The following is a 12,122-nucleotide window of genomic DNA, read 5'->3' as shown; positions in this document are numbered from 1 at the left end:
GCGGGGGACAGTAGCTGGTTCTGTGGCCTGACGGCCACCCGGGGGTGGGTCAAAATTAATGGCCAGTAGTGGGTCACTTTAATTGGCCACTAACATTTCCAGTCCCCCCTAGACCAAGAGTTAGAAACTGATTACGTCAACTATAGAGAGGAAATTAATAAGTATGAAGAAAGGGTAACCGAGCTTCGTCTAAATCATCCTGATGTAATAGATGATTATCTTGCCAACTTAATAAACGGCGCTTACTACGAATTAGATTATGAAGTTATTGCTGATCAGTTGAGGCAGTTTCCAGAGAGACAGTATGGGTATTTTTCTGGTTCAAAATATAATAATTCAGAAGAGAAAGTTCTTTATTCAACTAGTTCTTGGATAATTCCTGTTTCAATCAGTATAGATGAAGTTTTTGGTGGGCATCAATATGAAGATCAGATATCTTTGCTGCCATCTCACCTTCTTATGATTAATCAAAAAACTGTGGCTATATCTGAGCTAGGAGTTATTGAATTGCCAATGGGGCAATTGTTACAAGCTATTGCGTGTTATGAAGAATTTTCTCATTCACGAGATGAGTATCGGCACAAATTAAGCCTGGATGGAAGCTTTTTTCAGCATTCACCGGAAATGAATAATCTGTATGGAAGATATCCGGATCTTGTAAGGAAGCCTAATTTATATCAAGTTTTTACTTCAGAGTTCTCAGATTTTTGTGTTGTGTCTACAAGTTCAGCCCAGATCGTTCTTTTCGATATAGAGCAAGTCAAGGGTAATGAGTCGAAAAAATTCATTGATGCAACAAAGCAACTATTATCTTCCTTGGAAGATGAGTTAGTAGTTGATCCTGATGTTTACGTTGACTGGAGTAGATTTGATGATGAATTGTTTGAGCAGATTTGCTACGACATTATCTATCACAGCTCAAAATTCGATAGAAATACAATAAGAAAAATGGGTAAATCTAGATCAAGAGATGGTGGTAGAGATATAGTGGTTTTTACTAGGCCAATTGCTGCTGAGAAACCAAAAAAGTATATTTTTCAGTGTAAGCTTTCTGGTAGAGAAAGCTCTATTAATACCTCTAATGTGGGCTCTGTGTCTGATGTTATTGATCAGTATGGAGCTGAAGGCTATGGTCTGATGTGTAATTGCTATATCGACTCTACGCTTTTTGATCGACTTGATGGTATTTCTAGCAGCCGCCGAGTAGAGGTAGAAACGTGGTCAGGATTTGAAATTGAGAGGTTTTTATCAAGAAGACCAGCATTAAAGCAACGTTATGAAATCACTTAACAAGCAATTGCAGCGGACCAATTTTCGCTGCGCAAAAATTGCCCGCTGAATTGGGCGTTAAATCGGGGCGATTAACATCGTTTGATTGCGAAATTAAAAATGCGGGATTAACTAGGGGAAAGTCATGGATGAACCTTTCAGGATTTATTACAGGGTGTGCCTGATCGCAAGTTGTTTATTGTTTTTTCCGCTGTCATTAATGCTGCTGAGTTACAGAGTTTATCGAGTTTTTTGGCAGAAGGAGCCTGCAATTTATCCGGATTGCAATAACTGGGGTTTAAAGATTGGAAAGTTCTTTTTGGTTCTTAGCAAGATATTGGTATGCCTTTACCCGGTTGCACTGGTTATAACGATGTTAATGGCTGATGGGAGTGGGTCGGTGTCAGGTGTGCCTGCGGCACTGATTCTTGCTATGGGTTTACTTCTCATGCCTCTGGTTGTTGGGTTGATAGAGATTTCGCAGATTAACCATCGGAAGTTCATCCACCAAGAAAGAAAGGGCTAGAGAAGAAGCCTAAACTTCCAGTGAGAGTACCGTTTGTTTGCGTTAGATATTGTTGTAGTAGTGGCTATATTGGTTGTCGGGCTCTCCATCGCCTGGAGCACCGCCAGAGTCGGCATATCGCCTACGCCGAGCTCCGGGAAGGCCCGCGAGGCAATCATCGGTTTGATGGCAGATACAGGCACCGGCCCTGTTTATGACCTGGGCAGCGGCTGGGGTGGATTGGTTATACGGTTGGCCAGAAAATACCCTGATCGAAAGATAGTGGGGTACGAGGTTTCCTTTGTACCATGGCTGGTGTCGGTCATTTTCAAGAAAATACTCGGCTTGCCCAACCTCGAAATCTACAAAAAGAATTTTTTACAGGTAGATCTGTCTGGTGCTGATGTGCTTGTATGCTTTTTACATACCGATGGTATGCGTCAACTTGCCCAAAAGCTGACAGCGGGGGAAGGCTTCAACGGCTTTCTAATAAGCAATTACTTTGCTTTACCATCCTGCCAGCCGGAAGTGTCTATGCGGATCAATGATTTCTACCAGTCACCGATCTATTGTTATCGATTAGGAGAGCTGCAGCGCGTCAACTGAAGCCATTGACCCGCCAAACTACTCCACCGGCAAACGATCCGGCAACGCCTTTAGAACCTCCAGCGGCACGGGCTTTGAAAACCGGTATCCCTGCAACAAATCACAGTTCCGCCGTACCAGATCATTCTGTTCTTCAACGGTTTCAATCCCTTCGGCAACCACCACCATATCCATGTGATGGGCCATGGTGATCACGCCCTGTACGATGGCGGCGGTTCGGCGGTCGGTGAGGGTTTTGTTGATGAAGCTGCGGTCCAGTTTCACCTTGTGGGTGGGCAGATCGCGCAGGTAGCTGAGGCTGGAGAAGCCGGTGCCGAAGTCATCGATGGCGACGTGTATGCCCCGTTTGTTGAGCGATTGCATCAATGCAATGACGGGCTCGGCCCCGTCCAGCAGCACGCTCTCGGTGACTTCCAGTTCCAGGAACTGGGGCGGTAGGCCGGATTCTTCCAGGGCTTTGTCCACGTTGGCCAGGAAGTCTTCGCGCAGGAATTGCAGGGAGGAGATGTTCACGGCTACCGGAAGCATTCGCTCGCTGTTTTCGTTGAGCCGGGCGATTTCCTGGCAGGCGTGCTTCAGCACCCATTGGCCCAGCGGGATGATCTGGCCGGTGCTTTCCGCCAGGGGTATGAAGTCGCCCGGCGAGACCATGCCCCGTTCGGGGTGGTTCCAGCGTACCAGGGCCTCCACGCTGCGGATCTTGCCGCTTACGGCATCCACCAGAGGCTGGTAGTAGACGGTGAACTGGTTGGTTTCCAGCGCCTTTTGCAGCTCGTTACGCAGCAAAACGCTGTCCCGGGTGCTTTTGGCGCCACCGCCACGGTACCACTGCCAGGTGTTCCGGCCTTTGCGTTTGGCCTGGTTCAGGGCGATGTCGGCGTACTGCATGAGTTCGTGGGGCTGGGTGAGATCGGAGGCGGTGGCGGAAATGCCCATGCTGCCACTCAAATGCAGTGCCAGTTCGCCAATTTCGAAGGGGCGGACCAACTCGCGTAGGATCTCTTCGGCTATTTCAATGACGTGGCTTGAGTCCCGGTAATCGCACAAGAGAATGCCGAATTCGTCGCCCACCAGCCGGCCAACCACGTTTTCGGTCGGGATTGAAGCTTTGAGGCGCCTGGCCACTTCGGCCAGTAGCTGGTTACCGATGTTGTAACCCAAACCGTCGTTAATGCTTTTGAAACCATCCAGATCCAGGTACAGGAAGGCCAGGGCAGTCCCGTTTTTGCGGCAGCCTTCAAACAACTCCACCATGCGATCGGAAAAGGCCATGCGGTTGGGCAGCCCGGTCAGCAAATCGTGGGTGGCCTGGTAGGCGATCTGGGCTTCCTGTTCTTTCTGGCGGGTGATGTCCTGTTGAATGCCAATGAAGTGGGTGCATTCGCCGGCTGCATCCATCACCGGGCTGATAACGACCCGGTTCCAGAACGGGGTGCCGTCCTTGCGGTAGTTAAGCAGCGTCGTGTCGACACGCTCGAGCTTTTGCAGCCCTTCGCGAATCTCCCTGACCGCATTCGGGTCGGTGTCTTTGCCCTGCAGGAATCGGCAGTTCTGGCCGAGGATTTCATGGGCGGGGTAACCGGTGATGTCGGAAAACGCGGGGTTTGTGAAGACAATGGGCATGTCCGGCTTTTTGGCGTCCACCATGATCAGCCCGTTGGGATCGGCTTCAATGCCCCGCTTGAGCAACCGCATTTCATCGGTTTGGCGCTTGCGCTCGGTGATGTCCCGGCAAATACCCCAAACGCCGACAATCTCGTCGTCAATCACCACGGGGAAGTTAGTGACTTCCAGGTTCAGAATATGACCACGGGCATGCACACCCCGGGTTTCATAGGTCACCGTCTGGCCGCAGCGAGCGGCATTGAAGGCTGCCTCGGTGTGTTCCTGGTCTTCGGGAACAATCAGTTTGCTGTAATGAATGCCTACAAGATCATCTTCTGAGAAGCCGCTGATGAGCTCCAGGGCCGTGTTGCCCCGCTGGAAATGCCCGTCCAGGTTGAGCTCGTACACGCTGTCGGAATGGTTGTTGAACAGCGCGCTGTGCCATTCGTACAACGTCCGGTGACTCTCGGTGTCCCGCTCCCGGATCAACGCAAGGGCGAGCAGTGAGGCGGCCTGTTTGAGCCGGCTTTCAGCCTCGGGGAAGGTGGCCCGTGGGGTTTGGTAATACAGGTTGATAATGCCCAATAGCTCTTCATCCGGTGCCAGGACCGGGTACGACCAGCAGGCTCGAATGCCCGCCGTTACCATGGTTTCCCGGTAATCCTTCCAGCGTTCATCCCTGGCAATATCTTCCGTTGCCACGAAAGACCGCAAATGCGCCGCGGTTCCAAATGAGGCAACGCCGGTTTCAACGGGGATATCGGTTAGCTGGGGAGTGGGCTCGGCTTTGCTGCAGCGATCGGGAAGGGTATTGAGAGTGTGGCTGCCTGGGTCGTAGGACATCAGGGAAAGGGTGGCATCGGGGAAGAACACCCCTAACCAGTCGGCAACCGCACACAGCGTCTGCCGCAATGGCGCGTGTGTGGCGATCAGTTCGTGAATAAGTTGTTGCCGTTCCAGAACGGGGAGTTCGTTATTCATCCCGGCGAGTCCTTTCTATGGGAAAGCCATTTAAATCATGAAGATAGAGCAATGTCCTGGTGAATGCAATGTTATCGGTCAGGGTCGTCCTGCTCTGGCAGTGGCTGGATCTGGTTGATGTCGCCGGTGGGTACCGCCGGCTCGTCTTTGATAATTACATAGATGCCGCCGCCAATGATAGCGATGGCTACAAGGGCTCTGAGAAGGTAGGAGCGTAACATGTCATCTCCTTTTACTTTGTTCCTCTTCTACAGAGTCTGAGGATGAATGAGGGAATTGCAACGTCTTCGCCCATGGTCGATTCGACAGTTCGCCTCACCATGGCTGATACTGGAAATTCATAACGATAAAACAAAAATGGAGATTGAGACATGTCAGCAGAATCGCCGGACAATCTGGTGCACGTGTATACGGAGAAAGGCATTACCACGGTTACCCTCAACCAGCCTGAGAAACGCAATAGCCTCTCCCTGTCCATGCTGAAGGTGTTATCCAGTGTGTTTTCGGATCTGGAGACGAACCCGGACTGCCGGGTGGTGGTCGTGGCTGCGGCCGGCCATGTGTTCTGCGCCGGTCACGATTTGAAGGAACTGAAAGGCCAGTTCAATCAGCACGAGGCCCAGCTGGCTGTGTTTCAGGAGTGCGCCAAGGTCATGCAGCAGATTGTGAACCTGCCCAAGCCGGTGATAGCGCGCGTGTCGGGTGTGGCAACGGCGGCAGGGTGCCAGCTGGTGGCCAGTTGTGATCTGGCCGTGGCAGCCGAAGGCTCGCGCTTTGCCACGCCGGGCGTGAACATCGGGTTGTTCTGTTCCACGCCCATGGTGGCGCTGTCCCGCAATGTGTCCCGCAAGCACGCCATGGAAATGCTGCTCACCGGCGATATGGTGGATGCCAGGCGCGCCGAGCAGATTGGTCTGATTAACCGGGTGGTGGATTCCGAGGTGCTGGATGAGACGGTCTACGGCATGGCGGCAAACATCGCAGGCAAGTCGGCCTTTACCGTAAAAACCGGTAAGGAGGCGTTCTACCGGCAGCTGGAAATGCCGCTGGAGCAGGCCTATGAGTACACCGCCGAGGTGATGGCCTCGAATATGGATGCCAACGATGCCCAGGAGGGTATTTCGGCGTTTCTGGAAAAACGTCATCCCGAGTGGCGGGACGAGTAATTCAGCGCTCGCACTGGCCCTTGGTGACAGGCCACACCAGCCTGTCGCCAGCTTTGATACTTCGCTCCTTCAGGTAACCGGCATTCATTTCCACGGCGTGCCAGAAGAACTTTCCGGCCGGGTAGGTGGGGCAGTCCTGCTGACGGCTTGAGGCGCAGGGCAACATTTGCCGGATGTTTACGATCACGCCATCCTGGTCGAGAAAGGCGATATCCAGCGGAATCCGGGTGTTATACATCCAGAAGCCGCTGTCTGGTGAGCGCTCGCTGGGATAGCTGAACAACATACCGGAGTTTGGGGCGAGGGTGGTGCGCCACATCAGGCCCGTGCGGCGTTCGGAGTTGGTCTCAGCCACTTCCAGCGTAACCGGGTGGTGCGCTTCGGCAGTGACAAAGCAGGCGGCCACGGTTGGCAGGCTCTGGGGCTCGCCGGCATCGGCGGGGCTGCAGGCGGTAAGCCACAGCACGCTGCCCAGTATAAAGGCCAGTGCTTTCATGAGCGCAGCCGGTAGCCGGTTTTAAAGATCCACCAGACCGTAGCCATGCAGGCCGCCAGGAATACGACAGTCATGCCCACGCTGATGCCCACGTGCACGTCAGACACGCCATAGAATGCCCACCGAAAACCGCTGATCAGGTACACCACGGGGTTGAACAGGCTGATGGTTTGCCAGACCTGCGGCAGCATGTCGATGGAATAGAAGGTGCCGCCAAGGAACACCAGCGGGGTCACCACCATCATGGGTACGATCTGAAGTTTTTCGAAACCATCCGCCCAGATGCCGATGATGAAGCCAAACAGGCTGAAGGTGACGGCGGTAAGCACCAGGAATGACAGCATCCAGAAGGGGTGCAGTACGTGGTAATCCACGAAGAACCGGGCGGTTATCAGAATGATCACGCCCAGAATCACAGACTTGGTCGCGGCGGCGCCCACGTAACCCAACACGATTTCAGCGTAGGACACGGGCGCAGACAGCACTTCGTAGATAGTGCCGGAGAACTTGGGCATGTAGATGCCGAAAGAGGCGTTGGAAATGCTCTGCATCAGCAGGGACAGCATGACCAGGCCGGGAATGATGTAGGCCCCATAACTGATGTTCTCGATGGCACCCATGCGCGAGCCGATGGCGGAGCCGAACACCACGAAGTACAGCGAGGTGGTGATTACCGGCGCCAGCACGCTCTGCATGATGGTGCGCCGCATGCGTGCCATTTCGAACTTGTAGATGGCTCTAACGCCGTAAAGATTCATGCCTTTCTCCGTTTGCGCTCACTCATGCACCAGGCCGACAAAGATTTCCTCCAGGGAGCTTTCCCGGGTTTGCAGATCCCGGTACTCAATATCCAGCTCCCCCAGGGTGCGCAGCAATCGCGCCACGCCGGCCTGTTGTTCCTGGGCGTCGAAGGTGTAGATCAGTTCGTAGCCATCTTCGGACAGCTCCACCGGTTCCAGCGTCAGCTCACCGGGCACCTTGTCGAGCGGGTTCTGCAGCTGCAGGCGAAGCTCTTTCTTGCCGAGTTTCGACATCAGCTGGTTTTTCTCTTCCACCAGGATGATTTCACCTTCGCGGATCACGCCAATGCGGTCCGCCATCTCCTCGGCTTCTTCGATGTAGTGGGTGGTGAGGATGATGGTGGTGCCGTTTTCCCGTAATTTGCGCACCATTTCCCACATGTCCCGGCGCAGTTCCACATCCACACCGGCGGTGGGCTCATCGAGGAACAGGATGCGGGGCTCGTGGGAGAGCGCCTTGGCGATCATCACGCGGCGCTTCATGCCGCCAGAGAGCGACATGATGCGGTTGTTGCGTTTGTCCCAGAGCGACAGGTCTTTCAGTACCTTCTCAATATGGGATGGCTTGGGCGGCTTGCCGAACAGCCCCCGGCTGAACGAGACGGCATCCCAGACCCTTTCAAAGGCATCGGTATGAAGCTCCTGGGGTACCAGGCCAATGGCTTCCCGGGCGCTGCGGTAGTCGGTCACGATGTTGTGCCCGGCGGCGCGGATCTCGCCATCAGTCTTGTTAACGATGCCACAGATAATGGAAATCAATGTGGTTTTGCCGGCACCGTTGGGGCCGAGAAGGGCGAAAATTTCCCCGGGGTAGATCTCCAGGTTAACGTCTTTCAGCGCCTGGAAACCGCCGCCATAGACTTTGTTCAGGTGCTTTACGGAGATATCCGGTTGCACGGTGCCATCCTGTCTGTTGCATCAACGGGAACGTGAAACCGGGCATTTTCTCACGCCGACCGGTATTTAGAAACCTTTGCCCCGGCGGTAAATACCCGCATAATGCCCCGCTTAGTGTTTATGACCTGTTTCAGAGGAATCTTATGTTACGTGCTTACCTCGCCGTAGGATTAGTGATTGCCGTTATTGGCTTGACCGTGATGACGTCCGGTGACGATACCCCGTGGATTGGCGGTGGTGAGTCGTCAAGCCAGTCTTCAAGCTGCGACTTGCTGGGCCCCGAACCATGCACCTGGACCACCCGGGAAGGTGAGTGGCGCGCTTCCCTCAGAGCAGGTGAAGCTGGAGAGCAGGGCGTGCAGTACCACTTCAGCCTGCAGGCGCCTGTCGCGCCCGAGCGCTTCCTCGCCGTGCTCCGTGGCCAGTCCATGTACATGGGTGAGTACCCGGTGCCGCTGGTTGAAAAGAGTGAAGGCCGTTACGCCGCCACTTTTACCGCGCCCTTCTGTGCCACCGGTACCGAGATGATTTGGCGGGTGGAGCTGCGAAGCGGCGAGCGTCCGCTGGATATCAATGGCAAACTGATGACCTTCAACGCCGTGAAATAATTCCCTAGCAGGTTGGCATGGTTTGAAGTGCCAGCTTGCGCCGGATGTACCGGCCCAGGGCATCGACGCCAATGTTGAGCAGGGCGGTGATCAGGATCAGCAGCATCGCCCGATCAAACCGGATGTTCTGGATCGCGCTGTCTACGTAGAACCCGAGCGTGTAGATACCCAGAATGCCAAGGATGGCCGTTTCCCGCATGATGATTTCCCACCGATAGAACAGAAACGCCAGGAAGGGCCGGTACAACCGGGGCACCAGCTCCCAGGTGTATCGCGCAAAGCCATGAGGGGCGTCCGGGCGCAGATGAATGGTGTTGCTCTGCCGACCAATCAGGTGCCCGATGATACCGCCATTGTGCAGCGCGAGTGCCACCACCGCCGGCAGCATGGACGGTCCCCACAGTTGCAGCAGAATGTAGGCGAGGATGTATTCCGGCGTGGAACGGGCAATTACCAGCAATACATGCCCGGAAGTCCGCCGCACCGGCCCGCCGAAATGTTTTGAGATCAACGGAAAAGCCAGCAGAGATAAAATACCGGTGGCCACCAGGGCAATCTGGGTGAGCACCACCGTGTTCCAGACACCGGGCAGAGCCTCGGTGACCATGACATCACCCAGCCAGGGCATGAGCCCCGCGAGCCCTTCACCATCCCGCAAGGGGGCGGGAATGATGTCTTCGGTAAAGAACCGCTCCACATTGCCCCAGACGATCGGCAGGCCTTCGCCCAGGAAAAACGGCGCACCCAGAATATAAATGGGAAGCAGTTTCGGCTTTAGCCACAGAGGCATGGTGGCAATCAGCACGTAGAACAGGATCAGCATGGCTCCGGCATCGGAATACATGCCCATGGAGAACGAGGACTCCAGGTAGAAACCCAGGGTGGGCAGGCCCACGAATCCGAGAATGGCGGAGGAGCGAAGGCCGCATTCCAGGCGATAGGCGGTGTAGGTGCGAAGCTGCACCCAGCAGTCCGGGATTTTGGCGTACAAAAAGGCCGCAATGGCGCCGGTGCCCGGCGGCAACAGTCGTGTGGGCTCCTGGTCGGCTTCTTCCAGGATCTCCGAGTACACCTTGGCAAATATGCCGGCGTAGGGGATGGCAATGGCCAGTACCCCGGTCAGCGGGTGAAAGCCGAAAAACTGAAGGAAGATCAGCGCCCAGAACAGCTCGTGGATGGCCCGGATAAAGGCGCAGAAGATGCGTACCGGCAGGAACCGGTACACCAGTGACAGCAGAAAGCCAAAGAAGCTGCCAAGGGTCACCCCCACAAACGCAAACGCGATGGTTCGCAGCAGGGCGGTTGCCAGGCCTTCGGTACTGAAGAAGTTAGGCGTCGCCACGCCCAGGAAGAAACGCCCCAGGTCCTGCCAGGGGTTGGCGGTGGTTATCGCAATGTCGGCCACCAGCAACCCGGCCACGGCAATGGCAAGGAAAATAAGGCTGGTTCTGACAGTGGGATAGGAGAACATGGTGTGCCGGCCGTCAGTACAGGGTCATGATGTCGGCAGGCGCAAGCTCGCTGGCCGGTGCATCCAGGGCGATTTGGCCATTCTGGATACCAACGATGCGGCTGCAGTATTTCAACGCCATTTCAACATCGTGGAGCGCGACCACGCTGGTGGTGAAATGGGAAGTCAGCCATTCCATGACGTGATGGCCCAGCAGACCATCTAGCGCAGAAATGGGTTCGTCCGCCAGTAACAACGGCGAGCCGCGATAGAACGCCCGGGCAATGGCCACCCGTTGACGCTGACCGCCGGAAAGCGATGCCGCCGGAATCCATTGCTTTTCCGGCATGCCCAGCTCTTCGAGGAGGCTGGCTACGGCCTCCCGGTCCTTGCGAAACGGTTTTAGCAGTGTCCAGGTGTTGTACCACACGCTGTGCTTTTGCAGCTGCCCCATGAACACGTTATGGAACACGGGCAGGGCATTCACCAGCCCCAAGTCCTGCGGGATCAGCGAGGCCTCGTGTTCCACCTGCTCATACATCAGCTTGATAAGGGTGGATTTACCGGCACCGCTGCGGCCCACCAGGGCCACGTGTTCGCCCTCGCCAACGCTTAACGAGAGCGGGCCGACGACCCGCTCTCCATTAAAGCTGGCTGTCAGGCCATCGAACTCCAGTCCTGGCATCAGTCCAGAATTCCGATGTTTTCAGCGGTCTCCCGAATCGGCTCATAGTCGTCGTTGGACGCCGGAACAAAGCTTGACCGCGGGAAGCTTTCCAGCAGTTCGGGGTCATCCATTTCCAGCAGGGCCTGGGTTACTTTTTCCTTGAAACCATCGCCAAAGCGCTCGTTAACATCGCCACGGATGGTCCACTGGTAGTCCGGATAGGGCGGGGTTTCCCAGATCACTTCCACGGCGCTGGTGTCCACGTTGCCGTTCTCCAGTTCCTTCTCCCATACCTGGAAGTTAAGCGCACCCACCTGATAGGTGCCGGCTTCCACCAGACGTAGTGTGCGGGTGTGGTTGCCGCTGAAGCCAACGCGAGAGAACACTTCGTCCGGACCTTGGCCAAAGGTATCGCGGATGTAGAATTCCGGCATCAGGCGGCCAGAGGTAGAGCCTTTGGAGCCGAAGGTGAAGGTTTTGCCGCGAAGCTCATCTTCCAGCTCGGAAAGCTCATCGGCGGGCTCAATGCCTGTGGCGGTGTTGGCGATAAAGTAGGTCTGGAAGGCCTGGTCTTCTTCACCCTGGGCGATGGCCTCGGAGCCTGGGACCAGTCGACGGGCCTGCACGCCGGACAAACCGCCAAACCACGCCAGTTGGACCTGGTTATTACGGAAAGCGGAAACGGCGGCCGCGTAGGATTTGACCGGAATATAGCGAACGTCCATATCCAGCTCTTCGGAAAGATAATCGGCCACACCGCTGAAGCGCTCAACCAGCTTGGTTTCGTCCTGGTCCGGAATGGCGGTGAAAACGAATGTCTCTGCGCTAACGGCCGGTGCCACCGACAACGAAAGAACCGTCGCTGCAAACCACTTGCGAATAGGCGTTATCTTCATGTTTCAATCCTTTGGTCTGTTTTGGGTTTTTCTTGAATTGCGCAGGGAGGATACCGGTATTCTGCGCTTCTCTGAACCGGTGTACGTAAAAAGGCTTTACCCGGAGCACCTGCAAAGGCAGACTTTTTTGGAGCCACTGAATTAATCAGGACTCCTTAACTATAGCCGGATCATGC

Annotated in this window: 13 protein-coding genes; 5 read left to right on the top strand and 8 right to left on the bottom strand. The window is 55.0% G+C overall.

All coding sequences use genetic code 11. From position 1 onward, the window contains the following. Positions 1-279: 279 nt before the first annotated feature. The 3 genes from BY454_RS16785 (at position 280) to BY454_RS13020 (ending at position 2,380) form a co-directional block, all read left to right on the top strand. Positions 280-1,290: a restriction endonuclease gene (locus tag BY454_RS16785; RefSeq protein ID WP_146082715.1), complete on the top strand. Its 1,011-nt coding sequence runs from the start codon at positions 280-282 to the stop codon at positions 1,288-1,290. A 124-nt stretch (positions 1,291-1,414) separates the two neighbouring features. Beyond that, entirely contained in the window at positions 1,415-1,795 is a 381-nt protein-coding gene (locus BY454_RS13025) for a hypothetical protein (RefSeq protein WP_104417092.1), read from the top strand. 33 nt (positions 1,796-1,828) lie between these two features. Continuing rightward, positions 1,829-2,380 (top strand): class I SAM-dependent methyltransferase, encoded by a 552-nt coding sequence (locus BY454_RS13020; RefSeq protein WP_104417091.1) that lies wholly within the window; start codon positions 1,829-1,831, stop codon positions 2,378-2,380. Positions 2,381-2,398: 18 nt separating this feature from the next. On the opposite strand, the gene BY454_RS13015 is transcribed toward BY454_RS13020, so the two are convergent. Beyond that, positions 2,399-4,966, bottom strand: coding sequence for a bifunctional diguanylate cyclase/phosphodiesterase (locus tag BY454_RS13015; protein WP_104417090.1), 2,568 nt, complete (start codon positions 4,964-4,966; stop codon positions 2,399-2,401). A 71-nt stretch (positions 4,967-5,037) separates the two neighbouring features. Next, a complete protein-coding gene (locus BY454_RS16900) occupies positions 5,038-5,187 on the bottom strand; it encodes a hypothetical protein (protein WP_181049708.1) in 150 nt (49 codons plus the stop codon). Between the two features lie 150 nt (positions 5,188-5,337). Between BY454_RS16900 and BY454_RS13010 the strand changes: the two genes are divergently transcribed. Then, positions 5,338-6,132, top strand: a complete 795-nt coding sequence (locus tag BY454_RS13010) for an enoyl-CoA hydratase (RefSeq protein WP_104417089.1) — start codon at positions 5,338-5,340, stop codon at positions 6,130-6,132. Between the two features lies 1 nt (position 6,133). On the opposite strand, the gene BY454_RS13005 is transcribed toward BY454_RS13010, so the two are convergent. The 3 genes from BY454_RS13005 to BY454_RS12995 are packed head-to-tail and all read right to left on the bottom strand — an operon-like array spanning position 6,134 to position 8,325. Then, complete coding sequence (locus BY454_RS13005; RefSeq protein ID WP_104417088.1) at positions 6,134-6,628, bottom strand: DUF192 domain-containing protein; 495 nt, start codon at positions 6,626-6,628, stop codon at positions 6,134-6,136. After that, positions 6,625-7,386: an ABC transporter permease gene (locus BY454_RS13000; RefSeq protein WP_104417087.1), complete on the bottom strand. Its 762-nt coding sequence runs from the start codon at positions 7,384-7,386 to the stop codon at positions 6,625-6,627. Before BY454_RS13000 ends, BY454_RS13005 begins: the two co-directional genes overlap by 4 nt. 18 nt (positions 7,387-7,404) lie before the next feature. Beyond that, positions 7,405-8,325 (bottom strand): ABC transporter ATP-binding protein, encoded by a 921-nt coding sequence (locus BY454_RS12995; RefSeq protein ID WP_104417086.1) that lies wholly within the window; start codon positions 8,323-8,325, stop codon positions 7,405-7,407. A gap of 143 nt (positions 8,326-8,468) precedes the next feature. Between BY454_RS12995 and BY454_RS12990 the strand changes: the two genes are divergently transcribed. After that, on the top strand, positions 8,469-8,933 hold the full coding sequence (locus BY454_RS12990) for a hypothetical protein (protein ID WP_146082714.1): 465 nt from the start codon (positions 8,469-8,471) through the stop codon (positions 8,931-8,933). A 4-nt stretch (positions 8,934-8,937) separates the two neighbouring features. Here BY454_RS12990 and BY454_RS12985 read toward each other — a convergent pair whose 3' ends face one another. Genes BY454_RS12985 through BY454_RS12975 form a run of 3 tightly spaced genes read right to left on the bottom strand, consistent with a single transcriptional unit; the run spans position 8,938 to position 11,946 of the window. Continuing rightward, positions 8,938-10,404: a PhnE/PtxC family ABC transporter permease gene (locus BY454_RS12985; protein ID WP_104417084.1), complete on the bottom strand. Its 1,467-nt coding sequence runs from the start codon at positions 10,402-10,404 to the stop codon at positions 8,938-8,940. Between the two features lie 13 nt (positions 10,405-10,417). After that, positions 10,418-11,068 (bottom strand): ATP-binding cassette domain-containing protein, encoded by a 651-nt coding sequence (locus BY454_RS12980; protein ID WP_104417083.1) that lies wholly within the window; start codon positions 11,066-11,068, stop codon positions 10,418-10,420. Continuing rightward, positions 11,068-11,946 carry a putative selenate ABC transporter substrate-binding protein gene (locus tag BY454_RS12975; protein WP_104417082.1) on the bottom strand — a complete coding sequence of 293 codons (879 nt, stop codon included), beginning with the start codon at positions 11,944-11,946 and terminating at the stop codon, positions 11,068-11,070. The genes BY454_RS12980 and BY454_RS12975 overlap by 1 nt, the downstream gene beginning before the upstream one ends. Positions 11,947-12,122 lie beyond the last annotated feature (176 nt).

Origin of the sequence: Marinobacter persicus, from assembly GCF_002934325.1 — a bacterium.
Classification (GTDB): domain Bacteria; phylum Pseudomonadota; class Gammaproteobacteria; order Pseudomonadales; family Oleiphilaceae; genus Marinobacter; species Marinobacter persicus_A.
This window is presented reverse-complemented; position numbering and strand designations above follow the sequence as displayed.